The following is a 26167-nucleotide window of genomic DNA, read 5'->3' as shown; positions in this document are numbered from 1 at the left end:
ACGTGTCGGCTGATCCACCGCCATCGCCAGCAAGCTGGCTCCTACAAATTTGGGGTGTTCTTGCGATCTTTGGCTAATGCCCACCACTCATCCAGCGTCACCTGCAACCATTCAAAAACGGCGGCATGGGCGGCGCTGTCCGGTGCTCCCCGTGGCAGCGGCGATTCCTCGGCAAAGTGCGCATTGAGCGTTGCCACCGATTCGGCATTCCACTCCGGATGAAACTGCAAACCCACCCGAGCAGGCCCTGCGCGATACATCTGCTGCTCGCACCGGTCGCTGCTGGCCAGTAGCTGCGCGCCGGGCGGCAAGTCGATGGCGTCTTCGTGCCATTCCAGCACCTTAAATACCTGGCCATCGGCAAAGCGCACTGGCGTCCAGCCGGTTTCGGTCCGATCCATTCGCCGCACATTTCCGCCCAGACTCAGCGCCAACAACTGCGCCCCCAGACAAATCGCAAACACCGCCGCGCCCTGTTCCAGGCTGCGCGCGAGCCACTGGCGTTCAGCCTCCAGCCACGCGGGGCCGGCGTTGGACTCATAGGGCCCGCCCAATAAAACCGCCGGTTCCGCGCTGACTGGCGGCAATTGACCGAGGTCGGCGCGGTAGACGTTCAGCGACAATCCCCGGGAGGCAGCCCAGTCGGCAATTGCACCCGGTCCTTCGGCGGGGTGGTGCTGGATCAGGTTCAAGGTGCGAATCTCATCGTTCATTCAGCTCGCCTTTTCTATAAGTATTTGTCGCATATGCACAATTTACGCGCCTGAAGCCGCTCTAGACTGCCCGCCACTTCGGTTTTCTCCAACAAAAAAGCGCTGACCGAACGCTACCAATCGAACGCTGCCAATAAAAGCCTCCGCCCACAGGAGTTATAAATGAAGAAGCTAGTGATGTTCGGTGCCCTGGCACTGTCGATGTTGTCCCTGACCGCTGTGGCCGATGACGCCAAGCCGATCCGCATCGGTATCGAAGCCGGTTACCCGCCATTCTCGATGAAAACCCCTGACGGCAAACTCACCGGTTTCGACGTCGATATCGGCGACGCGCTGTGCGAGCAGGCGAAACTGAAATGTACTTGGGTCGAGCAAGAGTTCGACGGCCTGATCCCGGCCCTGAAGGTCAAGAAAATCGACGCGATCCTGTCGTCCATGACCATCACCGACGACCGCAAGAAAAACGTCGATTTCACCATCAAGTACTACCACACCCCGGCGCGCTTCGTGATGAAGGAAGGCACCGACGTCAAAGACCCGCTGACCGAGCTCAAGGGCAAGAAAGTCGGTGTACTGCGCGCCAGTACTCACGACCGCTTCGCCACTGAAGTGCTGCAACCGGCCGGTATTGTCCTGGTGCGTTACGGCTCGCAGCAGGAAGCCAACCTGGACATGGTCTCCGGTCGCCTCGACGCGATGCTGGCCGACTCGGTCAACCTCGACGACGGTTTCCTGAAAACCGACGCGGGCAAGGGCTTCGCTTTTGTGGGTCCAACCTACGAAGACGCCAAGTACTTCGGCGGCGGCGCCGGCATCGCTGTGCGCAAGGGTGATCAAGAGCTGGCGGACAAATTCAACACCGCCATCACTGAAATCCGTGCCAACGGCAAGTACAAGCAAGTGCAGGACAAGTACTTCAATTTTGATGTTTACGGCGAGTAATCCAGCCGTATAAGAAAGTGGCAACCGTGAAGGCGGTTGCCACTTTTTTTATGTTCTCTTTAATGAAATGAGAACCCTGTGGGAGCGAGCCTGCTCGCGATAGCGGAGTGTCAGGAAACAAAACATTGGCTGACACACCGCTATCGCGAGCAGGCTCACTCCCACAGGGGATCTCAGTGTTCTGATGTTCAGGAGTTTTTATGCAACGCATCGACCACCCATTGCCCTGGAGCCACCTGGGCTCCGAACGCACCCTCAGCGTATTTCGTTACGGCACGGGCTCGCGCAAGGTCTACATCCAGGCCAGCCTGCACGCGGACGAACTGCCGGGCATGCGCACGGCGTGGGAGCTGAAAAAACGCCTGGCCGAACTCGAAGCCCAAGGTCAGTTGCAAGGCGTGATCGAGTTGGTTCCAGTGGCCAATCCCATCGGCCTGGACCAGCACCTGCAAGGCAGTCACATGGGCCGTTTCGAACTCGGCAGTGGCAAGAACTTCAACCGCTCGTTCGTTGAGCTGAGCGCGCCGGTCGGTGAGCTGATCGGCGATCAGTTGGGCGCCGATGCCCAGGCCAACATCGCGTTGATTCGTCAGGCCATGGGCCAGGTTCTCGACGGTTTGCCTGCACCGAAGTCGCAGCTGGAAGCCATGCATCGCTTGCTGCTGCGCCATGCCTGTGACGCCGACATCACCCTCGATCTGCATTGCGATTTCGAAGCGGCGATTCATATTTATGCGCTGCCGCAACACTGGTCGCAATGGAAGTCCCTGGCGGCTCGACTGAAGGCGGGCGTTGCGCTGCTGTGTGAGGATTCCGGCGGCAGTTCTTTCGATGAATCCTGTTCTTCGCCATGGCTGCGCCTGGCAAGGGCATTCCCCGAGGCGGCGATTCCACCGGCGAACCTGGCGACAACGCTGGAGCTGGGCAGCATGGGCGATACCCGGGTCGATCAGGCTCAGGCCAATTGCGAAGCCATTCTCGGCTTCCTTGCCGAACAGGGTTTTATCAAAGGCACCTGGCCGGCCGCACCGAGTGAATGCTGTGAAGGTATGCCGTTTGAAGGCACGGAATACCTGTTTGCGCCGCATCATGGCGTGGTCAGTTTTCTGCGCGAGGCCGGTGAATGGGTCGAGAAGGGCGATGCGTTGTTTGAAGTGGTTGACCCGTTGAGCGACCGGGTGACCACTGTGTGCGCCGGCACCAGTGGTGTGTTGTTTGCGATTGATCGCGGGCGGTATACGCAACCGGGGACGTGGCAGGCGAAAGTTGCGGGGCGCGAGCCGATCCGCGTTGGGAAGTTGATTAACGATTGACCGGGATGCTTTGGTGTCGCTGATACCGCTATCGCGAGCAGGCTCGCTCCCACATGGGGAATGCATTTCAACTGTGGGAGCGAGACCGGCTTGCCGGCGATGGCGGTATCAGCGACACCAAAATCCCCCGGCTGAGTTCACAGTGTTAGGCTCAACCCCGAATCCTGCGCTCTGTGAAGGAAGGTTTATGTTGAAGGTTCTCGCTCTGCTGACACTCCTGGCGTCCGTCGCCGTCCACGCTGAAACCCCGCTGCACACCGATCTGCCGCTCAAATACCTGGAGCAGGCCAACCCCGAATCGGTCAATCAACCCCTGGTGATTTTCCTCCACGGCTACGGCAGTAACGAGCAGGACCTGTTCGGCATCAAGGATGAATTGCCCGCCCGCTACAACTACCTGTCGGTGCGCGCACCGATGGTCATGGAGGAGGGCAGCTATCAGTGGTTTCGCAAGAAGGGAGAAGGTGCCTACAACGGCGAGACGGATGACCTGAAGGCCAGCGGGCCGGTGTTGCTGGATTTCGTCGCACAGGCTGCGAAGAAATATCACACAGTACCGAACAAGGTTTTCCTGGTGGGCTTCAGCCAGGGCGCGATCATGTCTTACGAGGTCGCGTTGCGTCATCCCGAAGCCGTGGGCGGAATCGCGGCGTTGAGCGGGCGGATCTTGCCGGTGCTCAAGTCCGAGCTCAAGCCCGATGAAAAACTTCAGAAACTGGCGATTTTCATCGGGCATGGCACGGCGGACAAACGCCTTCCCTTCAACGACGGCACCGAGGCAAACAGCCTGTTGCAGAGCCTGTCACTCAAGCCTGAATTTCATGCCTACCCAGGCGTTGGCCACAACATCAGTGCCGCCGAAATGCAGGATTTGAGCGCCTGGTTGCAGCGCCTCAACCCCTGAGCCTTACTTGCCGCTGACGATCTGTTTAACCAGCGCTTCGTGGCCGGCGTTGTCGCTGAGACGGGAAATCACCTTTACCAGCGCCATGCGCGTGCCCGAGGCGGCCATCAGCGTGGTATCGAGGGTCTTGCCGCCGCCCTGGGTGGCGATGCTGTCGATCTCCCGCAGACCGAGGCCGGTGCCTTTCTGGGTCAGGCTTTTCTCACTGAGCTTGGTGAAATCCGGCAGCGCCTTGGCTTGTTGAGTGGCGAAGTCGGACGCCGTGGCGTCGAGGAACTCACCGTCGTTGTCCTTGGCGTTGACGCCACCAGGAATGGTGTTTTCAGCGGCAATCACCACAGTTTTCGTGGTTGCGTTGGTGTACATGGTGCCGCTCGCACCGGTCGCGTCCGCCGGCAGCGGGTTGGCAACGAAGCCCTTGGGCAGGTTGAATTTGAATTTTCCGCCCAGCATCGAGACGTTCTGCGCTGGCGCTGCCTCTTTAGCCGCCTGTGCATTCAAAGCCCCCAGGCTGGCAGCCACTGCCAGCAGCAGGACAACGGCTTTTTTACTCAACAGTGACATTCAAAATCTCCAGGGTGGTCTCGCGGTGGGGGCGATCATCCCATGGAGGTCGTGGAGCATTCCAGTGTGGGCTAACGGGCGGTCGGGTTCTGTTGAACGAACCGGGGATAAACAATCATGGTTACCCTCACGCTCATTTGACCAACCGGGTATCCAGTCCAAAGCGCTCCTGTGAAACAAGCTGGAACTTATCCGCCGCAATGTCACAGCTCACGAGCAAATTCCATGAATGATCGCTCACCGCAGAAGGGATGAGTACGAAGGGATGCTCGGCCAGTAACTCATCAGCAAAATGCTGTTGATTGGGCGAGGGTTGAGACGGAGTGAGCCAATTCGGGTTTGGTACATCTTCGGGTTGAACAATCTTGATCAGGTCCGAATCCAGTACTTCGAAACGCGTCAGCACGTGCGGCACCCTGTCGAGCATGTCGAAACCAGCGTGGGCCGCTACTTCCAGAATGGCAGTAGAGGGATCCGCCGACGCGTAGATAACCCGGCGCCCGGGAGGGTTCCATCGACCGCCGGATTGTTGGGCTCCGATCCCACTGTTCCATGTGTTTTTAAAGACTTCGCGGTCAAGCCGCCATGCATGCCATTTCCCATCCCAAGGCAAAGGGTTCATTGGTAGACACCGTGTTCAATTCGGGTCAAGTAATCCTCGACTACCTGGAAGCCAAGCGAATTGTCGATCAGCTCCAGCGGGATATTACCCTCCAGATATTTGCAGGGTTTCTTCAACCAATCCTCGGCCAACAGTTGGTCACCGAACACGTTGATGGCGTGTTCCAGAGCATGTGCATACTGGAAGGCAATTGTGCTTTGTTGCTGGTTTAGCCGCACTGGTTTGGTCTCCTTCGCCAAGCGCTGCACCGTTCTCACGGATTTCCCCGTGATGCGCTGAACGAGGCCGTACTCCATGTACAGCGTCGATGTGGAAAGCATGTCCCTGACGTCGTTCAGGTCAAAGCCTTCCTGGGTGTATCGGATGATCAACATACGCGTATCACCTTTGCGGCCCCGTAACAGCACCTCCGTAGGCTTTTGGGCAACGCTCTTTGTCTTGGTCACTGCGGGCATACCGAATACCTCCTAGCGCCATTTGACGTCATCATAGCGCCAAATGTCGCGAGCTGAGCAAGGGGTATCGACCAACGTATTGCTCCCGTAATGGATCCGTGTTGGAGCGTGACACCTTGCTTGCCGGATGCCAGTTGGCCCCCTGTCATGCCTGATTTGGAGCTACCACGCTAACCTTCAAACTTCCGAAGGCCAACCCGAAAAACGCGTGGGAAAAATCCCTGAGTTTTTGATTTTTGTCGTCGTTTGTGGGAACCGCGATGAGGACAAATCCACGCATTCACGAATGTTGTTTAACCGCGCTCAGCGTTACTTCATGAAAGCTACAACACCTTGCGTCGTTGCCTACAGGTACGTAAGAATCCGCCGGCTTGTGCGCTTTTGGGGTGGGTTCTATTGTTTTCCGGTCGCTGAAAAACACAGTGATCGGGTTTGGTAGACCCTCAGCATCGACGCATAGCGTCACCTTGTTCGGCCCTTTCTCAGGGCTGCGTTTTATGGTGGCCATGCGCAGGGCTCCTTCGGGGGCGCCGGTTCCGATGCCCGGTCTACCAACCTTCGTATGGCCGCCACCCTCCGTTTGGTAGCGAGAGGTTGATGGCTCCTTCTAAGTAGCATCGGAGCTCCATCTATGCCCAAACCAACACCCAATCCCCCCAACCCGGACCTGTCCGCTCCAGCCCAAAGCACTGACCAAGAGAAGCTCGAAGAGACCATCAAACTCGCCCTCGACTTTTACGCCAATCCTGCCGCGCACATTGCCCTGATCAACGCCACGCCACGGCAACTCGACAGCATGTTCAGCGTCAACCCCGAACTCGATATCCAGACCCTGCTCAGCCATGCGTGCGAGTCGCTGGCATCGGCCAATGTCATGGCCATGGACCTGGCGGATCATATGGAGGGGACCCGTCGCAATTCGCTGTTGGGCATTGCGCAGGTCATCATGCTTGGGGAGCTGGCGGTGAACCAGGCGCTGGATAAACTCGACGCTGCCGAGTAATAGGGATGCCCGTGGTGAGAGGCTGGCCCTCACCACGGGATTTTTGCCGTTACACGTCCCGGCGCACCGGGTAGCTCTCGATCACGTCCAGAAACTCGATCCGACGGTCGCTGGCCAACAGCTCCGGCAACAGCTTTTCATAGTCCTGGCGATACGGCTTGCTCAGGTGACGGGTGATGAAGTCTTCCTTGCTGCAGTTCCAGGTTTCGTAGAGCACCAGAGTGTTCGGCTCGTCCTGCAACTGGTGGACCCAGGTGTTGACGAAGTCCGGCTCGGCCGACATCTGGTGCACCACGTCCAGCAGGCGCTGCTTTGTTTCGGCGAAGCGTTCCGGTTTGGCTGGCAGGTAAACGATAAACGCGACTTGATCACTCATTTCATCACCTTCGCATGCGGGGGAATGGATTACTGCGCCTGGTTTTGCGGGAACAGGTTGCGACGGGTTTCTTCGTCGAATTCCGCTTTCAGTACCAGCTTCTCTTTGAGGCCGTGAGCACGTACGGCTGCCGGGCGAGCGCTGATTTCATCGAACAGGCGCTTGACGTTCGGGTACGCCGCCAAACCGTTTTCGCCGAGGATATACGGCGCGTAGTTGGCCCAGCCCCACAGCGCCATGTCGGCGATGCTGTAGGTGTCGCCGGCCAGGTATTGATGGTCGGTCAGGCGCTGATCGAGCACGCGGTAATGACGTTCGACTTCCTTGAGGTAACGGTTTTTGGCGTAGGCCAGGTCTTCCGGGGCGTGGTGCAGGAAGTGCACCGCCTGACCCGAGAATGGCGACAGGCCGGTGGCGATGAACATCAGCCACGACAGCAGCTCGGCCTGGCCGGCAACGGAGGTCGGCAGGAAGCGCTGATGTTTTTGCGCGAGGTGCAACAGGATCGCCTGGGAGTCGAACACGGTGGCGTCGCCATCGACCAGCGCAGGCACTTTGGCGTTCGGGTTGATCGCCAGGAAGGCTGGCTGGTGTTGCTCGCCCTTGAAGGTGTCGACGCCGATCAATTCGTACGGCGTTTGCAGTTCTTCAAGCAGCAGGGCGACTTTCATCGGGTTTGGCGAAGGGTGGAAAAAGAATTTCATGGTGTAGGCCTCAGTCAGTGGTTGGTCAGGAACTGAGGCTGATAGTGGGCGAAACCCGTTCGATTGACGTACGAGGTTGTTGTTCTACTCGTTCGAAATAGTTGAACGGGTTGCGGGCGTTGCCACCGGTTTGGCCAACAGGCGCCGGGTGACGCCAAGCATGGCTACCGACACCGCGACGCCCAGGCCGAAGGCCTTCAGGCCCATGCCCGGCAAGGTCAGCGCCAGGACCAGGCAGAACGCGCTGAATGAATACATGCCGGTGGCCGTGGCGCGCAACAAGGCGGCGGTAAACGCCGGGCCACGGGTTTGCTGGGAAAACACCGCCATCACGCTGCCCAGCACCGGGAACACCGCGAGCAGGCCGCTCCAGCGCTCGCCGACGGTGCTGGCGAGCCAGGTGACCGCGAGAGTGAGAAGGGCGCCGGCAATCATGCGCAGCAGCAATTTGTCGGACTTCGGTGCCGGGCCGGAAACGATCGGCTGCACCTTGGGAAACAGGTAAGGCGCCGCCAGCAGCGCGGTCGCGGCGGCGATCACCGAGAACACCAGGGACGGTGGAATCACCGACAGCACCACCGCCGCTGTCGCCCAGACCAGCAGCGAAACCGTCAGCGCCCAAGGCCATCCCGCGCGTTGGGCGACCTGGGCGTAGGTTACGCAGAAGGCAATCATCGCGAACATCGCGGATAACGCGGCGGTCGCCGATTGCGCGGCAAACACTTCGCCTTGTTCGATAGCGAGGAAAAACAGAATCGGCCCGACTACCACCGGCAACCCTGACAGCCAACCGGCGACACTCGGGCCCCAGCGTTTGCCCGCGAGGGAGATCAGTAAGAGAAACCCGGGAATGACCAGCAGTTTGAGCAGCAGCACGTAGGCGCCTCCGACCTGAGTGAAGCGGCAACGTTAGCATTGCGACAAGTAGATTGCTCTAAGGATTGGCTGTTTTTGTATACAAAGTTGAAAGCTTGTACAGCAACACTTTATGCGTATAAGTAACAGAACCCATACGCGCTGAATCGAGCCGATCATGACCCGACCACGATCACCTCTGCGTCATACCCTGTGGCTGTTGGTATTGCTGGGCAACCACGCGTTGGCCAATTGGCAGGAGTCTTTACCCGGTGCTCAAATCATTGGCACCGGTGAGTTCCGGATGTTCGGTTTCGATATCTACAACGCTCGTCTGTGGAGCGCCGCGCAGCCATTTGCGAGCGACCAGCCGTTCGCTCTGGAGCTGATTTATCAGCGCAGGATTTCCCGGGACGATCTGGTCCAGGCCAGCGTCGAAGAAATCAAACGACTGTCGGGCGCATCGGTGAGTGCCGGGCAACTCGCGGCATGGCAGGCGCAGATGCAGCAGGCGTTTGTCGATGTGCAGGCCGGGACCCGACTCATCGGGGTTTACTTGCCGGGGCAGGGCGCACGCTTTTTTGTCGGCCCGCAGTTGCAGTACGAGGTGACGGACCCGGTGTTCGCCCGGGCGTTTTTTGATATCTGGCTCGACCCGCGCACGAGCAATCCCGAGTTGCGGGAGCAGTTGCTGGGCATTGCCAAGCCCTGATCATCACCCGCCGTTGCTTTTGCCTTTGTAGGAGCAAGCTTGCTCGCGATAAACGATGACGCGGAACGTCTGGACCACCGAGGTGCTGCCATCGCGAGCAAGCTTGCTCCTACAAAAGCAAAAGCAAAAGCAAAAGCAAAGGCAAAGGCAAAGGCAAAGGCAAAGGCAAAGGCAAAGGCAACTGCGGCGATCTTTGAGTTTTGTCGGTACACCGAAAAGCGCGAAACGTCTAAGCTGCGCCCTCCCGCCTGTTTTCTGGAATGTTTGCGTGAAATTCAGTTTGCCCAAAGTCGCCACTGCGCCGTTTTGTCCTCCGGAAGTGGCGGGCAGCGTTGCTGTTGACCCTCGCGCGTCATTTTTCAAGCGTGTCCTGCGTTTCGCCGGCCCGGGCTTGCTGGTGTCCATCGGCTACATGGACCCGGGCAATTGGGCCACCGCCATCGAGGCCGGTTCGCGGTTTGGTTACAGCCTGTTGTTTGTGGTGTTGCTGGCGAGTCTGGCGGGGATGGTGGTGCAGTGTTTGTGCTCGCGACTGGGCATTGCCACCGGGCGCGATCTGGCGCAGTTGTCCCGCGAGCGCTACAGCACGCGGACCGCACGGACCCAATGGGTGCTGGCGGAGATCTCGATCATCGCCACCGACCTCGCCGAAGTGCTCGGCTGTGCGCTGGCGTTCCATCTGCTGTTGGGCTGTTCGCTGAGCGTCGGCATCGCCCTCACAGCGTTCGACACGCTGCTGGTGCTGGCCCTGCAGAACCGTGGCTTTCGCCGACTGGAAGCGATCATGCTGGTGCTGGTGAGCACCATCGGTGTGTGTTTCTTCGTTGAATTGTTGTTGATCAAGCCTTACTGGCCGGACGTCGCACGGGGTTTCACGCCGTCACTGTCGGCCATCGGCGATGCGGCGCCGCTGTACCTGGCCATCGGGATTCTCGGGGCCACGGTCATGCCGCATAACTTGTACCTGCACACCTCGATCGTACAGACCCGGATGATCGGCAAGGACCTGGCCAGCAAGCAGGACGCGGTGAAACTGGCGCGCATCGACACCATCGGTTCCCTGGCGCTGGCGCTGCTGGTGAACGCGGCGATCCTGATCCTCGCGGCCGCGGCCTTCCACAAGACCGGGCACACCGATGTGGTGGACATTCAGGACGCCTATCACTTGCTCGACCCGCTGGTGGGCGGCGCGTTGGCCAGCGTGCTGTTCGGCGTCGCGTTGCTGGCGTCCGGTCAGAGTTCGACGTTCACCGGCACCATCGCCGGGCAAGTGATCATGGAGGGTTATCTCAACCTGCGGATTCCCTGCTGGCAGCGGCGGTTGATTACCCGGGGGCTGGCGTTGATCCCCGCGTTTATCGGTGTGTGGCTGATGGGGGATAACGCGATCGGCAAGCTGCTGGTGTTGAGTCAGGTGGTGTTGAGTTTGCAGTTGCCGTTTGCGTTGTATCCGTTGATTCGCATGACCAATGATCACAAGTTGATGGGGCCGTTTGTGAATCGATTGCCGACGCGGGTGTTGGCGTGGGGGTTGTTTGCGGTGATCAGTGGGGCGAATAGTTGGTTGATCTTTCAGTTTTTTGGGTGACAGGTCTGGCCTCATCGCCGGCAAGCCGGCTCCTACAGGGTTCACCATTTTCTGTAGGAGCCGGCTTGCCGGCGATGAACGATGACGCGGTCTACCGTTGAAACGCCTCAACCACAAAATCAATGAACACCCGGGTCTTGGCCGGCATCAGCGTCCGGCTTGGGTAATACAGCGAGATCGGCCCCGCATCGGCGTGCCAGTCCGGCAGCAGGCGCACCAGTTCCCCGCGCTCGATGTTCGCTGCCACATCCGGCAACACCAGCAGCGTCACCCCCAGGCCCAGGAGCGCTGCCTCACGCATGGCGGCTGGATCGTTGAGCACGATGTTTTCGTTCAGACCGGCGCTCTCTTCATGGCCCGCTCGATCGTGCATCACCCACTGACGAATCCGCCCGGTGCGAATGCCGCGCATCACAATGCCGGTGTGTCCGATCAGGTCGGCCGGCGTGCGCGGCAGCGTGCGTCCTGCCAGGTAGGCCGGGGAGGCCACCGCGACGATATCCGCCGCCGCCAACGTCCGTGAGATGACTCCAGGCGTGAGCTCGAAGCCGCCACCGATGGCCGCGTCATAGCCTTCAGCAATCAAGTCCACCTGGCGATTTTCGAAGTGCCACTCTGGCCGAATCAACGGATAACGCGCCAGGAACTGCGGCAACAAAGGCAGCACATGACCGATGCCAAACGTCGGCGCCAGGCTGACCTTGAGCACACCGGCCGGCTCCCCGCGATCGCTGCTCACGGCACTGATCGCCGCTTGCAACGCCTCCAGGTTACCGCCGATGCCGGCCAGAAAACCCTCACCGGCCTCAGTGAGCGACAGCTTGCGGGTCGAACGCTGGAACAACCGCACACCCATATTGCGCTCCAGCATCGCCACGTTGCGGCTGACCGCGGCGGGTGTCAGCGCCAGCAAACGTGCCGCGGCGGAAAAACTGCCCGTTTCAGCACTGCGTACAAAAGATTCGAGGTTGGCGAGGGTTTCCACGTCTGGCACCTGCTATGAATGCTTGAAAATCATTCAAGTCATTACCCGCTAATCAAGGGCTAATGACAAGCGCAGTATTCACGCCAACGACAACCCCTTGGAGTGAATCACCATGAGTACTATCGGCATCATCGGCGCTGGCGCCATTGGTTCAGCGTTTGCCAGAGCCTTGTCCCGTCAGGGCATCGAAGTCGTCATCGCCAACAGTCGTGGACCTGAAACGCTGGCATCGCTGGTGGCAGAACTCGGCCCGACGGCGCGCGCCGGCACCCGTGAAGAAGCGGCCGCCCAGCCAATCGTTCTGGTGGCGGTCAACTGGTCGAAGTTACCGACTGCACTTGCTGGTTTGCCCGATTTCGGCGGGCGGATCGTGATCGACGCCAACAACTCGATTGAGGCGCCGTCGTTCAAGGCGGTGGATTTGCAGGGCCGTACATCCAGCGAAGTGTTCGCCGAATGGGTGCCGGGGGCGAGGGTGGTGAAGGCGTTCAATCACCTGGCGGCGCGCTTGCTGGAGAGTGATCCGGCGGCGGAGGGCGGTCGGCGGGTGCTGTTTGTGTCGGGCGATGATGCCGAGGCGAAAGCTCAGGTGGTTGCGTTGACCGAGCGCTTGGGCTTCTTCGGGATTGATCTTGGGGAGTTGAGTGTCGGCGCGCGGTTGGCGCAGTTTCCGGGTGGGCCGTTGCCAGTGTTGAACCTCGTGAAGTTCGCCTGAGCGCAAATCTGTAGGAGCCGGCTTGCCGGCGATGGCGGTGGAACAATCGACATTGATGTCGCCTGACACGCCGCTATCGCCAGCAAGCTGGCTCCTACAAAGATGCCCCTCGCTCAGGAGTGAGGGGTGTTGCCGGATGGCGCGGATCTTCGTGGGTCCCCGCGCCGTCCGTTGAACGTGTTAAGCCCGTTCGATCGCCAGTGCCACGCCCTGACCACCACCGATGCACAGGGTGGCGAGGCCTTTCTTGGCGTCGCGCTTGATCATTTCATGCAGCAAAGTCACCAGCACACGGCAACCCGACGCACCGATCGGGTGACCCAGGGCGATGGCGCCGCCGTTGACGTTGACCTTGTTCAAGTCCCATTCCAGGTCCTTGGCCACCGCCAGGGATTGCGCGGCGAAGGCTTCGTTGGCTTCGATCAGGTCCAGTTGGTCGATGGACCAGCCGGCTTTGCTCAGGCAACGGCGAGTGGCCGAGACCGGGCCGATGCCCATGATCGCCGGGTCCACGCCCGCGTTGGCGTAAGCCGCGATTTTTGCCAGCACCGGCAGGCCCAGGGCCTTGGCTTTGTCCGCGCTCATCAGGATCACGGCGGCGGCGCCGTCGTTCAGCGACGAGGCGTTACCGGCAGTCACCGAACCGTCCTTCTTGAAGGCCGGTTTCAGTTTGCCCAAGGCTTCGGCGGTGGTGCCGGCGCGTGGCTGTTCGTCGGTGGCGAAGGACAGCGGATCGCCCTTGCGCTGCGGAATCAGGATCGGCGTGATTTCATCGGCAAAACGCCCGGCTTCGATGGCGGCCGTGGCTTTCTGCTGCGAGGCCGCAGCGAAGGCGTCCTGTTGTTCGCGGGTCAGGCTGTACTTTTCAGCCAGGTTCTCGGCGGTGATGCCCATGTGGTAATCGTTGAACGCATCCCACAGGCCGTCGCTGATCATGGTGTCGACGATTTGCGCGTGACCCATGCGCAGACCGGTGCGCGCACCGGGCATGACGTAGTTGGACAGGCTCATGTTTTCCTGGCCGCCGGCAATGATCACCTCGGCGTCGCCGCAGCGAATCGCCTGGGTGGCCAGGTGCAGGGCCTTGAGGCCCGAGCCGCAGACCTTGTTCAGGGTCATGGCCGGCACGGTGAACGGCAGGCCCGCCTTGATCGCGGACTGACGCGCAGGGTTTTGCCCGGCGCCGGCGGTCAACACCTGGCCCATGATCACTTCGTCGACTTCAGCCGGGTTCAGGCCGGTTTGCGTCAGCAACTGACGGATCACCGCAGCACCGAGGTCTACGGCGGACACATTGGCCAGCGAGCCCTGGAAGCTGCCGATGGCAGTACGGGTGGCGGCGACAATGACGACTTCTTGCATGGAATGATTCCTCACTGGGCAGCGAACTGCATTTCCGGAACGTGATCCGGCACGATCAGTTTACCGGCAGTCTTGGCGACGATCTCTTCGACGCTGACGCCCGGCGCACGTTCCTTGAGAATGAACGCGCCGTTTTCGATTTCAAGATACGCCAGGTCAGTCAGTACGCGCTTGATGCAACCGGCGCCGGTCAGCGGCAGGCTGCATTGGGACAGCAGCTTGGACTCACCGTCCTTGGACGCGTGGGTCATGATGACGATGATGTTGTCTGCGCCGGCCACCAGGTCCATCGCGCCGCCCATGCCCTTGACCAGCTTGCCAGGGATCATCCACGAGGCGATGTTGCCTTGCACGTCGACTTCAAAGGCTCCCAGCACGGTCAGGTCGACATGACCCCCGCGAATCATCGCGAAGGACTCGGCCGAGGAAAAGATCGACGCGCCGGTACGCGCAGTCACGGTTTGCTTGCCGGCGTTGATCATGTCGGCATCGATGGTTTCTTCAGTAGGAAAAGGACCCATGCCGAGCAGGCCGTTTTCCGACTGCAGCATGACTTCCATGCCTTCGGGAATGTAGTTGGCGACGAGGGTCGGAATGCCGATGCCCAGGTTCACGTAGAAGCCGTCCTGCATTTCGCGGGCGACGCGTTGAGCCATTTGTTCGCGGGAAAGTGCCATTGTTGTTATTCCTTCATTCGGTCCGGGGGCAGGGGATCACTTACGCACGGTGCGCTGTTCGATGCGCTTCTCGAACGTGCCGCAAATGACCCGGTCGACGTAGATGCCAGGGGTGTGGATCTGCGCCGGGTCCAGCTCGCCGGGTTCGACAATTTCTTCGACTTCGACCACGGTGATCTTGCCGGCGGTGGCGGCCAGCGGGTTGAAGTTCTGGGCGGTGTGGCGGTAGATGACGTTGCCGAAATGGTCGGCTTTCCAGCCTTTGACGATGGCGAAGTCACCGGTGATGGATTCTTCCATCAGGTACTTGCGACCGTGGAATTCGCGCACTTCCTTGCCTTCGGCGACCGGGGTGCCGACGCCAGTAGCCGTGAAGAATGCCGGGATGCCGGCGCCGCCTGCGCGCATTTTTTCGGCGAGGGTGCCTTGGGGGGTCAGGACGACTTCGATTTCGCCTTTCAGCAGTTGGTCTTCGAACAGTTTGTTTTCGCCAACGTAGGAGGCCACTACTTTTTTGATCTGCCGGTCTTCCAGCAACACGCCAAGACCGAAACCGTCGACGCCGCAGTTGTTGGAAACCACGGTCAGGTCACGGGTGCCTTTGCGCTTGATCTCGGCGATCAGGTTTTCCGGAATGCCGCACAGGCCGAAGCCGCCAGCGATTACCGTCATGCCGTCTTCAAGACCTGCCAGAGCTTCCTCGTAGGAACTCACGCGCTTGTCGAAACCTGCCATATGCACCTCTTTTATTCTTTGTGGGCGGCTGGCTAGCCGTATGGGATGGAGTGTCTCGCCGGAGGATTTATTTGTTAAGTTGATTTTTAAGGTTGATTGATAGATAAAACTCACCAATCAATCCTGTAGGAGCATGGCTTGCCCGCGATGACGATCTCCAGGACGCCACCGCGGGCAAGCCATGCTCCTACAGAAAGCACCTGCGCTCATTACTGGAGCAGTTAGCCTATGACAGTCAAGCAGATCCGCGCCTTTCTGGCCGTGGCCCAGAGTCTGAGTTTTGCCGTCGCCTGCGAACGATTGCACCTGTCGCAATCGGCGCTGAGCCTGACCATCAAGGCGCTGGAGGAGGGCCTGGGCGGGCGGCTGTTTACCCGCAACACGCGCAACGTGGCGCTGACGCCCGAGGGGGAGTCGCTGGTGCCGTTGGCCCGCCGATTGATCGCGGACTGGGACAATGTCGAGGACGAACTGCGCCAGCGTTTTACCCTGCAGCGCGGGCGCGTGACGCTGGCGGCGATGCCGTCGTTTGCCGGCAACCTGCTGCCGCCGATCCTCAAGACGTTTCGCGCACGCTATCCCAAGGTCAACGTCACGGTGAATGACGTGATCAACGAGCAGGTGCTGGAAATGGTGCGCGATCGGCAGGTCGAGTTGGGCGTAGCGTTTGAACCGACGCAAAGTTCGTCGCTGCAATTCACGCCGTTGTACCGGGACCGGTTTGTGGCGGTGGTGCCGTTCGATTCGCCTTTTTCAGGGCGCGAAGACATTGATTGGCAGACGTTGCTTGAAGAGCCTTTCATTACCTTGCAGCGACCTTCGACGGTGCGGGTGATGCTGGAGGAGCACTTGCAAGCGCGAGGGATGAAGTTGCCGGTGGAGTTTGAAAGCCATCAGTTGGCGACAGTCGGGAGAATGGTCGCCAGTGGCCTGGGGGTGAGCGCGGTGCCGGCGTTGTGTGCCGGGCAGATGCGCGAGTTGGGCGCGCGGTGCATTACCCTGCGTGACCCGGTGGTGGAACGGGCGATCGGGGTGTTGACCAAACCTGGGGTGGAGTTGTCGGCGGCGGCGCAGGCGCTGTTCGATATTCTCAAGGAAGAAAATTTCGACCAACGCCTTGCCCTGTGAAACCGCTCGGTTCTACTTTTTAGCGGCCGACAACGGTGGGGTTCGAGGCGGGATCAGGCGCTTGGTCCCCGTCGATTCGAATGCCGAGGCGAAGCGCAGCAGCGTCGAATCGTCGTAGGCACGGCCGGCAAACGTCAGGCCGACGGGCATGCCGATGTCCGGCATCACGCCCATCGGCACGGTGACCGTTGGCACACCCAAATGCCGGATGGCGAGGTTGCCGTTGGCCACCCAGATGCCGTTGCTCCAGGCGATGTCAGCAGAGGCCGGGTCGACATCGGCATTCGCCGGCGCAACGTCGGCCACCGTCGGGAACAGCACCGCATCGAGCCCCAGCCGATCCATCCAGTCTTCCAGGTCGATTCGACGGGTTTTTTCCAGCCCGCGCAAGCCATCAGGCACTGTGGAGATCTGATCCCACGGGGTGATGCCGCGCTCGGCCATCCGCACGTATTCGTCCATGCCGGCGACCAGGTCGCCCTCGCGGTTGGGCAGGGTTCCCGGGTCGTGCGGGAATATCAGCGGCCCGTCGACATCGACCAGACGGTTCAATTTCGGGTCGCCGTTGGCCTGCAGGAAATCATCGAATGCCCAGGCCGTCAGGTCCCACAACTCATGGTGCAGGAACTCTTTCGACACCAGGCCTCGGGTAAACACCGTCGGCGCACCCGGACGATCACCCTCGCAATTGGAGACCAGCGGGAAGTCGACTTCAATCACTTCGGCGCCCGCCGCTTCAAGTGCCTTGCGGGCCTCTTCCCAGAGCCCGATCACCGATTGACGCGTGTTGATGCGCTGCCCCGTCGGCCCACCGATACCCGGTGCGTCGCTCGTGCCGGCGTCGGGATCGGCGTTGATGTACATGCGCGGAACGCCGAGGCGTTTGCCGGCGAGTGCATCGGTGTTCGCCGCAAGTTCGGCATAGGACGCCGGGCGCACCGAGGCGACGCTCGGGATCGGCACCCAGGGTTGCAGCCGCCACAGATCGCCGCGGGTGTCGGGATCTTCCGCCACCACCACGTCGAGCACTTCGAGCAGGTCGGCCATGGTTCTGGCGAAGGGCACGACGACGTCCATGGTCGGCGTCAGCGGCCAGTTGCCGCGCACCGAGATCACCCCGCGCGACGGCGTGTAGGCGCACAAACCGTTGTTCGAGGCCGGACCGCGACCACTCGACCAGGTTTCTTCCGCGAGACCGAAGGCCGCGAAACTGGCGGCGGTCGCCGTCCCGGCGCCATTCGACGAACCCGAGGCGAAAGGGGCGGTGAGGTAGTCAGCGTTGTACGGGCTTTCGGCCCGGCCATAGACCCCGCGCTGCATGCCGCCGTTCGCCATCGGCGGCATGTTGGTTTTGCCCAGGCAGATCGCACCCGTGGCGCGAAGCCGTTCGATGGTGAACGCATCGCGATAGGCAATCAGGTGGGCGAAAGCGGGGCTGCCAGAGGCGGCGGTCAGCCCTTTGACCAGATAACTGTCTTTGGCGGTATAGGGAATGCCATCGAGCGGCCCCAGCGTTTGACCTTTGGCCCGACGGGCATCGGACGCCCGCGCTTCATTGAGCGCCTCGGGATTGCGCACCACCACGGCGTTGAGCGCGGTGGCGGTGTCTGGGCCATCGTAGGCATCGATCCGGGCCAGGTAAGCCTGCACCAGTTCGACGGCGGTGGTCTGGCCGGATTCGAGCGCCGCGCGCAGTTCGGCAATGGACACTTCAGTGACTTCGATCATGCGCTTACCACCGGCTGCTGAGGGGTGACGGGTTGAATGTTTCCATCACGCGGGAGCGTTGGCTCAGGGGCATCACTTTTCTCAAAATGGGTTCTCATATCCGTTCTCGTTGCACTGCATTACGCGACAGCGTGCTATTTAACACCAAGTTGGGCCAGATAGAGTTGTCGATACGCGTCAACCAGTTGATCCAGGGTGAAAGCGCGATTGCGGCCACTGGGGTTGGGCAAGACCCAGACCGAGGCGTTACCGAACGTTTGCGACTGAAGCCCCCAGGTCACGTTGCGCTGGCCGGATAACGCGCCATAGGCGGCCTTGCCGAGAAAAGCCACAAAACGTGGCGCATAGTGCGCGATCTTCTGTTCAAACTGCGCAGCGGCGGCGATGAATTCATCCACCGACAACTGATCCGCACGCGCCGTTGGCCGCTCAACCACGGCCGTTAATCCACAGTGATACTGCACGATTGTCCGGTCATCTTCCGGGCGAACTTCCTGCGGCGTAAAACCGGCCAGATGAAGGGTGCGCCAGAAGCGATTGCTGCGGCCCGCAAAATGATGCCCTTGGGCGGCGGCCATCATGCCGGGGTTAATGCCGCAAAAAACCACCGCCAGATGCTTGGCCAGCCTGTCTTCGAGTCTGTTGCCCGTCATGACGTCGCTCAACCGCAGATCACATTGACCGCATTGCGTGCCAGCCCGGTCAGTTCCGCCCGGGATTTGCCCGCCCGCGCACGGATGGAAATGCTGTGCAGCAGGGAGGAGGCGAGCACGGCGAGGGCCGCAGCGTCGACATCGTCCTTGAGCTCTCCTTTATCAATGGCCACGCGCAGACGCGCTTCCAGGTCGGCATCCAGTCGGCTGAGTCGATCCGACAGCACATCGCGAATTTCCGGATCTTCGACCGCTTCGGTGGTCGCCGTGCCAATCGCAAAGCAACCACGGGGTTGGCCGTCACCCGAGAAGTAGATCGATAACTGCCCCTCGTAAAACTGCATCAACGCCTGGCGCAACGTCAGCTCTTCGCTCGTCAGCGCCTCGTGCATGGCAGCGGCGGCGAACTCCCAATACTGCTCAAGCGCTTTGATATAGAGCGCGTGCTTGTCACCGAATGCGGCGTACAGGCTCGGCCGGTTCATCCCGGCTGCGCTGGCGATGCTGTCCAGAGACGCACCGGAATAGCCAGTGTTCCAAAACACACCAAGCGCTTGTTGCAAGGCGGTCTGCGGGTCATAGGCGCGAGGACGGCCGCGTCCTTTGCCCTCGGTAGTTTTATTTTGTGCCATGTCGTACAAAATCCTTGAGTCTGGGGGTGGCGCGGCTATATTCTTACACCATCGCACAAAATTAAGGAACCAGAAATTCCTTGCTTGCGGGTTTGTTGTAGCGGAGCTCGATCGGGGTATTGCGGCTACGAAACAGGTGCGGCGGAGCGATCCTCCCGACCGCACACGGTAAGGCGCTGTTCCAGTGGGTGTTAGCCCGATTTCCCGGTTAAAGGTGTATTCGATCATGACTAAACAGTTCGATCTCTCAGCGACACAGACCCTCGGGCATCCCGGTCCGAACCCGGCTGACGCGCCCGTGAAGAAACCGTTCAAAGCGAAAATGCGGCCCCTGCTGATGGTCGGTGTGCCGCTGCTTTTCGCCGCGTTTGGCTACGCACGCTATCAGGCGGGCGAGCCCTTTGTTTCGACCGACAACGCCTACGCCCGGGTGGCCAAGGCCTCGATCAATGCACGTGTTTCCGGACAGGTCGTCGAGATTGCGGTTCAGGACAATCAGCTTGTGCGCAAAGGCCAGGTGCTGTTTCGCATTAACCCGGAGCCGTTTCAGATCGCGGTCAACCGTGCAGAAGCACAGTTGAGCGTCGCGCGGCTGCGTATCGATGGGCTCAAGGCCAGTTACCGGCAGCAGCAGGCCGAGTTGCAGTCCGCCAGAGAGTCGGCGGATTTCGACCAGAAAGAGTTTGCCCGCAAGAAAGCGCTGGTCGCCTCCGAGTTTGTCTCGCGGGCCGTTTACGAGCGGGCGGACACCGACCTGAAAGTGGCACGGCAGCGCATTGCGTCGATCGAACAACAGATCGCCAGCACCGTCGTCGCGCTCAGCGGCAACCCGAACATCGACGCGGACAGTCACCCGACGGTGCGCGAGGCCAGGGCTCAACTGGACGAGGCGCAGCTTTACCTCGGGTATGCGACGGTGTACGCGCCGGACGATGGCATTGTCGCCAAGGTCGACGATCTGCAGGTGGGCAACTTCGTCAACAACGGCGCGCCGGCGTTTGCGCTGCTGTCCGATCGTGAGATCTGGGTCGAGGCCAACTTCCGCGAGACGCAGGTCACCCATATGCGCCCCGGGCAGGCAGCGACCATCAGCATCGATACCTATCCCGATCACGTGTTCAAGGCCCACGTTACCAGCATGAGCCCGGGGGCCGGCTCGGACTTCGCCCTGCTGCCGCCAGAGAACGCGACCGGCAACTGGGTCAAGGTGGTGCAGCGCGTTCCGGTGCGCCTCGAACTCGATGAGGCGGATCCTGCCCTGGCGCTGTTCTCGGGCACCAGCGCCACGGTCAAGGTCGATACCGGTTATCGCACGCCGTGGTGGCATCCGCTCAAAGCATTGTTGACTGCGGGTGGCGCCTGATGAACAGCCAACAGAGTGGACACCCGGCGGGAGAGGGTGCGCATGCGCTGAGGTTCGCGGCGCTGCTGGCGACGTACATGCAGTCGGCGAACCTGCCTGTTCCGAACGCGGTACTCAGGTTGATTCAGGGCAGCCTGTCGATGACCGACGATCAGGCGGGCTGGATCTTCACCTCGTACCTCGCCGCGAGCGCCATCACCCTGCCGGTCGCGCAATGGCTCGCCGGGCGTTATGGCTTGAAGCTCGTTTATCAGACCGCGCTTGCCTTTTTTGCCCTTGGCTTGCTGCTTGCGACGCTGGCCACGACGCCGCTGGAATTCGTCGGCGCGCGGATCATCCAGGGGCTCGCGAGTGGCGTGCTTGCGCCGTTGTCGATGGCGATTTCAATGGAGACCCTGGCCCTCGAGAAGCGTGCGAAGTTTGGCGCGACGTGGACCGCCATCGTGCTGTTCGGCATCGTCAGCGGGCCGAGCATTGGTGGCTGGGTCGGCGAACACTTCGACTGGCGGCCAATCTTCTACATCAGCCTGCCGTTGACGGCCTACATCTTCCTGGTGATGGCGCTTTTGCTGAAGGAGAAGAAGGCCGAGCAGCGGCCGTCATTCGACTTCTTTGGCTTTGGCACTTTCACGCTGGGTTTGATCAGCCTGCAAATGCTGCTCGACCGTGGTGAACGCCTGGACTGGTTTGCCTCGACCGAGATCTGCCTCGAAGCGCTGGGCAGTGCACTGGGGTTCTATCTGTTTGCGGTGCATGTGCTGACGGCGAAGGTGCATTTTCTCAACAAGCGTTTGTTCGACGACCGCAATTTTGTGCTGTCGACGATCATCTTTTTCGCCGTGGGTTTCGTGCTGTTGTCGACCATGGCGCTGACCTCGCCGATGCTCGACGAGATTCTCGGCTACCCGCCGGACACCACGGGGTTCCTGACGATCCCGCGTGGCGTCGGACTGGTCGGCGCGTTCCTGCTGATGGGGCGTGTTCCCGAGCGCTTCGACCGCCGCGGGTTCGTGGCGGCAGGCGTCACCCTGGTGGTCTATGCCAACTGGCTGATGCTCGGTTATTCGCCGTTGATGGACGAGTGGCCGGTGGCGGTGGCCGGTGCGGTTCAGGGCATTGGCATCGGCGTGTTGATGCCGTCGCTGACCAAGGTTGCGTTCAGCACGCTCGACCCCGCGTTGCGCCCCGAAGGCACCGGTTTGTTCAACCTGTCACGGGTGTACGGCAGCACCTTGGGCGTTGCGATTGTGCAGTTGTTTTTCTTCAACAACACGCAAGCGATGCACACGGCGCTGGTCAGCAACCTGACGCCTTATCGCGCCGCTGCGCTTTCCGTGCCGACGTCCCTGCAAGCCCTGGAAGGGCTCAACGAAATGATCACGGGCCAGGCGGCTTTTATCGCGCTGATCGGTCAATTCAAGATTTTGCTGGTGGTGATGCTGGTGGTGAGTCCACTGGTGGTCTTCCTTCGCAAGCCGGCTGCGGCCAACTAGTTTTCGTGGAGTGTGCCAAATGAAATCCCATGCGCTCGCAATCAACAGACAGACGTTCAAAACCACGTTCGGCGCGGCGGCAGTGCTGGTGTTCCTGACCGCCTGTACCGTCGGCCCCGACTACCAGATGCCTGCGCCGAGCCAGTCGCAGCACTACGATCAACAGGCCGAACAGCGTCTTGGTCAGCGTGGCAACAAGCAGATTGATCTGGGCCAGAAGGTCCGCGGTGACTGGTGGACGGCGTTCCGTTCGCAGAAGCTCGACACGGTGGTACGTCGGGCCATTGCGGGCAATCTTGAACTGGTGGCGGCGGATGCAACCCTTCGCCAGGCGGCGTCCTCGGTGACGGCGGCGGAAGGTGCGTTGTACCCGCAAGTCGATTTTGGCGCCCAGGCGGGCCGTCAACGGGTTCATAACGCCAAAGAGCCGGCCGTCTCCAACTTCTATGCAATCGGGCCACGGGTCGGTTTTGACCTGGACGCGTTCGGCGGCAACAAGCGCTTGGTGGAACAACAGGAAGCGTTTGCCGATCTGCAAAAACATCGCTACGAAGCGGCGTACCTGACCCTGACCGGTAACGTCGCCAGTCAGGCGTTGCTGGTGGCGTCTGCGAATGCGCAGATGCAAGCCGTCGAGAAACTGCTGGCCAACGACGCGAAAAACCTCGACCTCGTGCGCATGGCCCACGCCAATGGCAGCACCACGCAGATCGATGTTTCGCTGGCCGAGACCCGGCTTGCTCAGGACCGCACGTTGTTGCCGCCTCTGGCTCAGCAGCGCGACTCGGCTCGCCACGCACTCTCGATTCTGACGGGCAAAGGCCCGGGCGACTGGATCGCGCCGGACTTCGACCTGGCCGAGTTTGTATTGCCGGCCAATGTGCCTGTCAGCTTGCCTTCTGAAATGGCCCACGACCGGCCGGATGTGCGCCAGGCAGAAGCAGAACTGCACATGGCCAGCGCTGCCGTCGGCGTCGCGACCGCGAACCTCTATCCCCATGTCACGTTGTCCGCGTCGCTGGCACAGGCCGCTTCGGGCAATGGCGGCGCCGCACTCTGGGGCTTTGCGGCAGGGCTGGCGGGGCCGATCTTTGATGGCGGAACGCTCAAGGCTGAACGTCAGGCTGCCATCGACGGCTACAACGCGACGCTCGCCGGTTACCAGCAAACCGTGATCAGTTCGTTCGGCCAGGTCGCCGACACGTTGCAAGCCATCAACCATGACGCTGAGGAAAACCTCGCCCAGGAAGACGCATTGCGCGCGGCCGAAACCAGTTTGCGCTTGAACCAGCAAGCCTATGCGCAAGGCGAAAACAGCATTCTCCAGGTGCTGGAAGCGGAGCGCGCTTATCAGCAGGCGTTGCTGGGCCGAATCCGGATCAGGACGGCGCAATACCTCGACACGGTGCGCCTGTACGTCGCGCTCGGCGGTAATTCCGTTGGCGCATTCGAGCAACGGGTGGCCACACGCGAAGCACAGAACCCTGCGTATCAATAGCGGCTGCGGCCCCGACAATTGGAGTAAAGAGATGCCTTACGAAGCCTTTCACGATGCACTTCGCGATCAGCGTTTTGCGCTCAACCATGGCGCGGGTGAAATGCCGGCGGTTGGGTTCGGCACGCTGTTTCGAGATCTTGCGGTCACCACGCAAGCGGTCAAGGAGGCTCTGCACGCGGGCTTTCGTCATTTCGATTGTGCAGAACGTTATCGAAATGAAGAACAGGTCGGCATTGCCCTGCAAGAGGTGATGGCGAGCGGAACAATCCGCCGCGAAGAGCTGTTCATCACCACCAAGCTGTGGAACACCAACCATCGCCCCGAGTGGGTTCAACCGGCGTTCGAGGCCAGTTGCCGACGGCTGCAAGTGGACTACATCGACTGCTACCTGATCCATACGCCGTTTGCCTTTCAACCCGGTGAAAACCAGGACCCGAGGGACGAGCAAGGCAACGTCATCTACGATTCAGGGGTCACGTTGATCGAGACATGGAGGGCACTTGAGCGTCTGGTGGATGAAGGTCGGTGCAAGTCCATCGGCTTGTCGGATATTACGTTGCCGGCGTTGCAGGCGATTGTCGCCGAGGCGCGGATCAAACCCGCCGTCGTGCAGGTCGAGTCCCATCCTTATTTGCCGGAATGGGAACTGCTTGAGTTTTGTCAGCAACATGGAATTATCGTCCTGGCGTTTGCACCACTCGGCCACGGCATGGAGCCCAATGTGCTGGAAGATTCGGTGATTACCGGGATCGCCCGGCGCGTGCGGAAGACCCCGGCGCAAGTGGCGCTGGCCTGGTCGGTGCAGCGGGGCGTGGCGTTTCTGACCACGTCGGCGACACCGAGCCACATCCGGGAAAACTTCGATCTGTCCACGCTGCCACACCGGGCGATGCTTGAAATCAAGGAAGAGATCACCACTCGGGTACGGTTCAACTCGGTGGTGGAAACCGGTGTTCCCGGGTTTATTGCGCGCAAGAAGTAATCCGATTCGAGAGGGGCGACTTTCTGTAAGGTCGCCCTTTTTTATCCAGACCCTTGAGGCCTAGCGATGGACATTTTCCAGACCATGCGTTTTTTCGTGGCTGTCGCCCAAACCGGCAGTTTTACGGCGGCGGCGCAGATGCTGGACACCACCACGACTAACGTTTCCAAAGCGGTGACCAGTCTGGAGGCCCGGCTGCAAACACGCCTGATCAACCGCACCACTCGACGCCTGGCATTGACCGAAGCCGGTGTGCGCTACTTGCAGCGCTGCGAGAAAATTCTTGAAGAGGTGCGTGAAGCCGATGAGGAGGCAGGAACCGCTCACATCACGCCGGTGGGCCGGCTGAAGATTCACGCGATGTCGGCCATCGGCAACCATTACGTGATCGATGCGATTGCCAGGTACCGAGAGACTCACCCCTCGGTGATGTTTGATCTGACCCTGACCAATCGGCTGCCCGATTTGCTGGAGGAGGGGTATGACATGTCGATCGTGTTAGCGCGGGACCTGCCCGATTCCGGGTTTGTCGCGCAAAGGCTGGGCATCACTTACAGCATCCTCTGCGCTTCGCCGGCGTACTTGAAGAAACGCGGGCACCCTGATTCTCCAGGGGCGCTTGGCACACATGATTGTCTGCGGATTGTGAATACGGTCATGCCGGTTGAAAACTGGGCATTCGAGGGGCCGGACGGCGTGGAGACGGTGAACATTCCGGTCTCTCCCTTCCACGTCAACACCGCCGATGCGATGACGGTCGCGATCAAGAATGGAATGGGCATCGGTATTCAACCCATTGCGTCTGCCGTGGACGGACTGAGAGCGGGCACGTTAGTACGCGTGTTGCCGGATTATCATTTCGAGGAATTCAACTTGTTTGCCATCTACCCGTCACGAAAGTTCGTGGATGCGAAGATCAAGACATGGGTGGAGTTTCTGAAAGACTACATTCCGGGTCTGTTGGCCTCCGATGAGGACATTGTCGGTTCGCCAGCAAAACCCTAACAGGCGCGGCAGGCATGGAGTGTCGACCCTCCATCGTCCGCACGCTACTCAACCGTTCGAGCAGCCTGTGCCCATGACTTGATATTGCAGGATATGCCGTTGACCGTGAGAGTCTTCATACGTCATTTGGGCCGGCACCGGTGCGCATTCGTTCGCGATGTCTGACACCGTAATGATCTTCTGAATATCGAGCTTCATTCCGTAGGTGTAATTTTCAACGGGTACCTGGCCGGCTTCTGCATTGGCATGGCTTTCGTCTGCAAAGGCCTGTGCGGTTAAACTTCCAAGAGCAAGGAACAGCGCAGCTTTTAAAACGTTCATGGTATTCACCTTGGCATCGACTATTTCGGGGTTGTTGCCTGGCGAGCAAGTTGCTGACAACTTCAATGGCTCGCTGGGTTGAGTCGATGCTAGGTGTTTATGGCTTGGCCATATATTGGTCGACCGGACAAACACTGTT

At 60.3% G+C, this 26167-nt stretch carries 29 protein-coding genes; 13 read left to right on the top strand and 16 right to left on the bottom strand.

What is annotated here, in order from left to right; all coding sequences use genetic code 11:
- Positions 1 to 41 precede the first annotated feature (41 nt).
- The gene (locus J4E42_RS22210) at positions 42 to 701 is read right to left on the bottom strand and encodes a type 1 glutamine amidotransferase (RefSeq protein ID WP_207286181.1); all 660 of its coding nucleotides are present in this window, start codon (positions 699 to 701) and stop codon (positions 42 to 44) included.
- 174 nt (positions 702 to 875) lie between these two features.
- Between J4E42_RS22210 and J4E42_RS22205 the strand changes: the two genes are divergently transcribed.
- From J4E42_RS22205 to J4E42_RS22195, 3 genes are all read left to right on the top strand, one after another.
- Entirely contained in the window at positions 876 to 1655 is a 780-nt protein-coding gene (locus J4E42_RS22205) for an ABC transporter substrate-binding protein (protein ID WP_192228756.1), read from the top strand.
- Positions 1656 to 1855: 200 nt separating this feature from the next.
- Positions 1856 to 2968 (top strand): succinylglutamate desuccinylase/aspartoacylase family protein, encoded by a 1113-nt coding sequence (locus tag J4E42_RS22200; RefSeq protein WP_192228757.1) that lies wholly within the window; start codon positions 1856 to 1858, stop codon positions 2966 to 2968.
- 187 nt (positions 2969 to 3155) lie between these two features.
- Positions 3156 to 3872 carry an alpha/beta hydrolase gene (locus J4E42_RS22195; RefSeq protein WP_207286158.1) on the top strand — a complete coding sequence of 239 codons (717 nt, stop codon included), beginning with the start codon at positions 3156 to 3158 and terminating at the stop codon, positions 3870 to 3872.
- A gap of 3 nt (positions 3873 to 3875) precedes the next feature.
- Here J4E42_RS22195 and J4E42_RS22190 read toward each other — a convergent pair whose 3' ends face one another.
- The 4 genes from J4E42_RS22190 to J4E42_RS22175 form a co-directional block, all read right to left on the bottom strand.
- Positions 3876 to 4436 carry a hypothetical protein gene (locus J4E42_RS22190; RefSeq protein ID WP_207286157.1) on the bottom strand — a complete coding sequence of 187 codons (561 nt, stop codon included), beginning with the start codon at positions 4434 to 4436 and terminating at the stop codon, positions 3876 to 3878.
- 133 nt (positions 4437 to 4569) lie between these two features.
- The gene (locus tag J4E42_RS22185; protein ID WP_207286156.1) at positions 4570 to 5058 is read right to left on the bottom strand and encodes an RES family NAD+ phosphorylase; all 489 of its coding nucleotides are present in this window, start codon (positions 5056 to 5058) and stop codon (positions 4570 to 4572) included.
- The gene (locus J4E42_RS22180) at positions 5055 to 5513 is read right to left on the bottom strand and encodes an antitoxin Xre/MbcA/ParS toxin-binding domain-containing protein (RefSeq protein WP_207286155.1); all 459 of its coding nucleotides are present in this window, start codon (positions 5511 to 5513) and stop codon (positions 5055 to 5057) included. Before J4E42_RS22180 ends, J4E42_RS22185 begins: the two co-directional genes overlap by 4 nt.
- A gap of 280 nt (positions 5514 to 5793) precedes the next feature.
- Positions 5794 to 6021, bottom strand: a complete 228-nt coding sequence (locus J4E42_RS22175) for a hypothetical protein (protein WP_008044940.1) — start codon at positions 6019 to 6021, stop codon at positions 5794 to 5796.
- Between the two features lie 123 nt (positions 6022 to 6144).
- Here J4E42_RS22175 and J4E42_RS22170 point away from each other — a divergent pair, with 123 nt between their 5' ends.
- Entirely contained in the window at positions 6145 to 6516 is a 372-nt protein-coding gene (locus tag J4E42_RS22170) for a DUF6124 family protein (protein ID WP_008044941.1), read from the top strand.
- Between the two features lie 49 nt (positions 6517 to 6565).
- On the opposite strand, the gene J4E42_RS22165 is transcribed toward J4E42_RS22170, so the two are convergent.
- The 3 genes from J4E42_RS22165 to J4E42_RS22155 form a co-directional block, all read right to left on the bottom strand.
- A complete protein-coding gene (locus J4E42_RS22165) occupies positions 6566 to 6892 on the bottom strand; it encodes a putative quinol monooxygenase (RefSeq protein ID WP_192228761.1) in 327 nt (108 codons plus the stop codon).
- Between the two features lie 29 nt (positions 6893 to 6921).
- Positions 6922 to 7596 (bottom strand): glutathione S-transferase family protein, encoded by a 675-nt coding sequence (locus J4E42_RS22160; protein WP_207286154.1) that lies wholly within the window; start codon positions 7594 to 7596, stop codon positions 6922 to 6924.
- An 84-nt stretch (positions 7597 to 7680) separates the two neighbouring features.
- The gene (locus J4E42_RS22155) at positions 7681 to 8472 is read right to left on the bottom strand and encodes a hypothetical protein (protein WP_008044943.1); all 792 of its coding nucleotides are present in this window, start codon (positions 8470 to 8472) and stop codon (positions 7681 to 7683) included.
- Between the two features lie 157 nt (positions 8473 to 8629).
- On the opposite strand from J4E42_RS22155, the gene J4E42_RS22150 reads away from it, so the two are divergent.
- Both J4E42_RS22150 and J4E42_RS22145 read left to right on the top strand, forming a co-directional pair.
- Positions 8630 to 9163 carry a chalcone isomerase family protein gene (locus tag J4E42_RS22150; RefSeq protein WP_207286153.1) on the top strand — a complete coding sequence of 178 codons (534 nt, stop codon included), beginning with the start codon at positions 8630 to 8632 and terminating at the stop codon, positions 9161 to 9163.
- A 268-nt stretch (positions 9164 to 9431) separates the two neighbouring features.
- A complete protein-coding gene (locus tag J4E42_RS22145) occupies positions 9432 to 10751 on the top strand; it encodes an Nramp family divalent metal transporter (RefSeq protein ID WP_008026721.1) in 1320 nt (439 codons plus the stop codon).
- Positions 10752 to 10842: 91 nt separating this feature from the next.
- Here J4E42_RS22145 and J4E42_RS22140 read toward each other — a convergent pair whose 3' ends face one another.
- Positions 10843 to 11736, bottom strand: a complete 894-nt coding sequence (locus tag J4E42_RS22140; protein ID WP_207286152.1) for a LysR family transcriptional regulator — start codon at positions 11734 to 11736, stop codon at positions 10843 to 10845.
- Between the two features lie 112 nt (positions 11737 to 11848).
- Between J4E42_RS22140 and J4E42_RS22135 the strand changes: the two genes are divergently transcribed.
- On the top strand, positions 11849 to 12451 hold the full coding sequence (locus tag J4E42_RS22135; protein WP_207286151.1) for an NADPH-dependent F420 reductase: 603 nt from the start codon (positions 11849 to 11851) through the stop codon (positions 12449 to 12451).
- Positions 12452 to 12631: 180 nt separating this feature from the next.
- On the opposite strand, the gene J4E42_RS22130 is transcribed toward J4E42_RS22135, so the two are convergent.
- Genes J4E42_RS22130 through J4E42_RS22120 form a run of 3 tightly spaced genes read right to left on the bottom strand, consistent with a single transcriptional unit; the run spans position 12632 to position 15225 of the window.
- The gene (locus J4E42_RS22130; RefSeq protein WP_207286150.1) at positions 12632 to 13813 is read right to left on the bottom strand and encodes an acetyl-CoA C-acetyltransferase; all 1182 of its coding nucleotides are present in this window, start codon (positions 13811 to 13813) and stop codon (positions 12632 to 12634) included.
- 11 nt (positions 13814 to 13824) lie between these two features.
- A complete protein-coding gene (locus J4E42_RS22125; protein ID WP_008026717.1) occupies positions 13825 to 14490 on the bottom strand; it encodes a CoA transferase subunit B in 666 nt (221 codons plus the stop codon).
- Between the two features lie 36 nt (positions 14491 to 14526).
- The gene (locus J4E42_RS22120) at positions 14527 to 15225 is read right to left on the bottom strand and encodes a CoA transferase subunit A (protein WP_008026716.1); all 699 of its coding nucleotides are present in this window, start codon (positions 15223 to 15225) and stop codon (positions 14527 to 14529) included.
- A 228-nt stretch (positions 15226 to 15453) separates the two neighbouring features.
- On the opposite strand from J4E42_RS22120, the gene J4E42_RS22115 reads away from it, so the two are divergent.
- Positions 15454 to 16353 carry a LysR family transcriptional regulator gene (locus tag J4E42_RS22115; protein WP_207286149.1) on the top strand — a complete coding sequence of 300 codons (900 nt, stop codon included), beginning with the start codon at positions 15454 to 15456 and terminating at the stop codon, positions 16351 to 16353.
- A gap of 12 nt (positions 16354 to 16365) precedes the next feature.
- Here the strand turns inward: J4E42_RS22115 and J4E42_RS22110 are convergent, their stop codons facing one another.
- The 3 genes from J4E42_RS22110 to J4E42_RS22100 all read right to left on the bottom strand — a co-directional run bounded on the left by J4E42_RS22110 (position 16366) and on the right by J4E42_RS22100 (position 19366).
- Positions 16366 to 18081: an amidase gene (locus J4E42_RS22110; RefSeq protein WP_207286148.1), complete on the bottom strand. Its 1716-nt coding sequence runs from the start codon at positions 18079 to 18081 to the stop codon at positions 16366 to 16368.
- A gap of 134 nt (positions 18082 to 18215) precedes the next feature.
- Positions 18216 to 18734, bottom strand: a complete 519-nt coding sequence (mug, locus tag J4E42_RS22105) for a G/U mismatch-specific DNA glycosylase (RefSeq protein ID WP_207286180.1) — start codon at positions 18732 to 18734, stop codon at positions 18216 to 18218.
- An 8-nt stretch (positions 18735 to 18742) separates the two neighbouring features.
- Positions 18743 to 19366: a TetR/AcrR family transcriptional regulator gene (locus tag J4E42_RS22100; protein ID WP_207286147.1), complete on the bottom strand. Its 624-nt coding sequence runs from the start codon at positions 19364 to 19366 to the stop codon at positions 18743 to 18745.
- A 226-nt stretch (positions 19367 to 19592) separates the two neighbouring features.
- On the opposite strand from J4E42_RS22100, the gene J4E42_RS22095 reads away from it, so the two are divergent.
- The 5 genes from J4E42_RS22095 (at position 19593) to J4E42_RS22075 (ending at position 25707) form a co-directional block, all read left to right on the top strand.
- Positions 19593 to 20729 carry an HlyD family secretion protein gene (locus tag J4E42_RS22095; RefSeq protein ID WP_207286146.1) on the top strand — a complete coding sequence of 379 codons (1137 nt, stop codon included), beginning with the start codon at positions 19593 to 19595 and terminating at the stop codon, positions 20727 to 20729.
- A complete protein-coding gene (locus J4E42_RS22090) occupies positions 20729 to 22222 on the top strand; it encodes a DHA2 family efflux MFS transporter permease subunit (RefSeq protein WP_207286145.1) in 1494 nt (497 codons plus the stop codon). The genes J4E42_RS22095 and J4E42_RS22090 overlap by 1 nt, the downstream gene beginning before the upstream one ends.
- A gap of 19 nt (positions 22223 to 22241) precedes the next feature.
- Positions 22242 to 23720 carry an efflux transporter outer membrane subunit gene (locus J4E42_RS22085; protein WP_207286144.1) on the top strand — a complete coding sequence of 493 codons (1479 nt, stop codon included), beginning with the start codon at positions 22242 to 22244 and terminating at the stop codon, positions 23718 to 23720.
- A gap of 31 nt (positions 23721 to 23751) precedes the next feature.
- On the top strand, positions 23752 to 24702 hold the full coding sequence (locus J4E42_RS22080) for an aldo/keto reductase (RefSeq protein WP_207286143.1): 951 nt from the start codon (positions 23752 to 23754) through the stop codon (positions 24700 to 24702).
- A gap of 66 nt (positions 24703 to 24768) precedes the next feature.
- Entirely contained in the window at positions 24769 to 25707 is a 939-nt protein-coding gene (locus J4E42_RS22075; RefSeq protein ID WP_207286142.1) for a LysR family transcriptional regulator, read from the top strand.
- Positions 25708 to 25755: 48 nt separating this feature from the next.
- Here J4E42_RS22075 and J4E42_RS22070 read toward each other — a convergent pair whose 3' ends face one another.
- Positions 25756 to 26028, bottom strand: a complete 273-nt coding sequence (locus tag J4E42_RS22070) for a DUF2790 domain-containing protein (protein ID WP_207286141.1) — start codon at positions 26026 to 26028, stop codon at positions 25756 to 25758.
- Positions 26029 to 26167: the final 139 nt, after the last annotated feature.

Source organism: Pseudomonas sp. FW300-N2A2 (assembly GCF_017351735.1).
Lineage (GTDB): Bacteria > Pseudomonadota > Gammaproteobacteria > Pseudomonadales > Pseudomonadaceae > Aquipseudomonas > Aquipseudomonas migulae.
Note: the sequence above shows the minus strand (reverse complement) of the source record. Positions and strands in the feature narration are given on the sequence as shown.

Excerpts from the sequence above, each read along its gene's own strand:
- J4E42_RS22205 (WP_192228756.1), top strand. The coding sequence starts at position 876 with ATGAAGAAGCTAGTGATGTTCGGTGCCCTGGCACTGTCGATGTTGTCC.
- J4E42_RS22200 (WP_192228757.1), top strand. The coding sequence starts at position 1,856 with ATGCAACGCATCGACCACCCATTGCCCTGGAGCCACCTGGGCTCCGAA.
- J4E42_RS22195 (WP_207286158.1), top strand. The coding sequence starts at position 3,156 with ATGTTGAAGGTTCTCGCTCTGCTGACACTCCTGGCGTCCGTCGCCGTC.
- J4E42_RS22190 (WP_207286157.1), bottom strand. The coding sequence starts at position 4,436 with ATGTCACTGTTGAGTAAAAAAGCCGTTGTCCTGCTGCTGGCAGTGGCT.
- J4E42_RS22185 (WP_207286156.1), bottom strand. The coding sequence starts at position 5,058 with ATGAACCCTTTGCCTTGGGATGGGAAATGGCATGCATGGCGGCTTGAC.
- J4E42_RS22180 (WP_207286155.1), bottom strand. The coding sequence starts at position 5,513 with ATGCCCGCAGTGACCAAGACAAAGAGCGTTGCCCAAAAGCCTACGGAG.
- J4E42_RS22175 (WP_008044940.1), bottom strand. The coding sequence starts at position 6,021 with ATGGCCACCATAAAACGCAGCCCTGAGAAAGGGCCGAACAAGGTGACG.
- J4E42_RS22170 (WP_008044941.1), top strand. The coding sequence starts at position 6,145 with ATGCCCAAACCAACACCCAATCCCCCCAACCCGGACCTGTCCGCTCCA.
- J4E42_RS22165 (WP_192228761.1), bottom strand. The coding sequence starts at position 6,892 with ATGAGTGATCAAGTCGCGTTTATCGTTTACCTGCCAGCCAAACCGGAA.
- J4E42_RS22160 (WP_207286154.1), bottom strand. The coding sequence starts at position 7,596 with ATGAAATTCTTTTTCCACCCTTCGCCAAACCCGATGAAAGTCGCCCTG.
- J4E42_RS22150 (WP_207286153.1), top strand. The coding sequence starts at position 8,630 with ATGACCCGACCACGATCACCTCTGCGTCATACCCTGTGGCTGTTGGTA.
- J4E42_RS22135 (WP_207286151.1), top strand. The coding sequence starts at position 11,849 with ATGAGTACTATCGGCATCATCGGCGCTGGCGCCATTGGTTCAGCGTTT.
- J4E42_RS22130 (WP_207286150.1), bottom strand. The coding sequence starts at position 13,813 with ATGCAAGAAGTCGTCATTGTCGCCGCCACCCGTACTGCCATCGGCAGC.
- J4E42_RS22125 (WP_008026717.1), bottom strand. The coding sequence starts at position 14,490 with ATGGCACTTTCCCGCGAACAAATGGCTCAACGCGTCGCCCGCGAAATG.
- J4E42_RS22120 (WP_008026716.1), bottom strand. The coding sequence starts at position 15,225 with ATGGCAGGTTTCGACAAGCGCGTGAGTTCCTACGAGGAAGCTCTGGCA.
- J4E42_RS22115 (WP_207286149.1), top strand. The coding sequence starts at position 15,454 with ATGACAGTCAAGCAGATCCGCGCCTTTCTGGCCGTGGCCCAGAGTCTG.
- J4E42_RS22110 (WP_207286148.1), bottom strand. The coding sequence starts at position 18,081 with ATGATCGAAGTCACTGAAGTGTCCATTGCCGAACTGCGCGCGGCGCTC.
- mug (WP_207286180.1), bottom strand. The coding sequence starts at position 18,734 with ATGACGGGCAACAGACTCGAAGACAGGCTGGCCAAGCATCTGGCGGTG.
- J4E42_RS22100 (WP_207286147.1), bottom strand. The coding sequence starts at position 19,366 with ATGGCACAAAATAAAACTACCGAGGGCAAAGGACGCGGCCGTCCTCGC.
- J4E42_RS22095 (WP_207286146.1), top strand. The coding sequence starts at position 19,593 with ATGACTAAACAGTTCGATCTCTCAGCGACACAGACCCTCGGGCATCCC.
- J4E42_RS22090 (WP_207286145.1), top strand. The coding sequence starts at position 20,729 with ATGAACAGCCAACAGAGTGGACACCCGGCGGGAGAGGGTGCGCATGCG.
- J4E42_RS22085 (WP_207286144.1), top strand. The coding sequence starts at position 22,242 with ATGAAATCCCATGCGCTCGCAATCAACAGACAGACGTTCAAAACCACG.
- J4E42_RS22080 (WP_207286143.1), top strand. The coding sequence starts at position 23,752 with ATGCCTTACGAAGCCTTTCACGATGCACTTCGCGATCAGCGTTTTGCG.
- J4E42_RS22075 (WP_207286142.1), top strand. The coding sequence starts at position 24,769 with ATGGACATTTTCCAGACCATGCGTTTTTTCGTGGCTGTCGCCCAAACC.
- J4E42_RS22070 (WP_207286141.1), bottom strand. The coding sequence starts at position 26,028 with ATGAACGTTTTAAAAGCTGCGCTGTTCCTTGCTCTTGGAAGTTTAACC.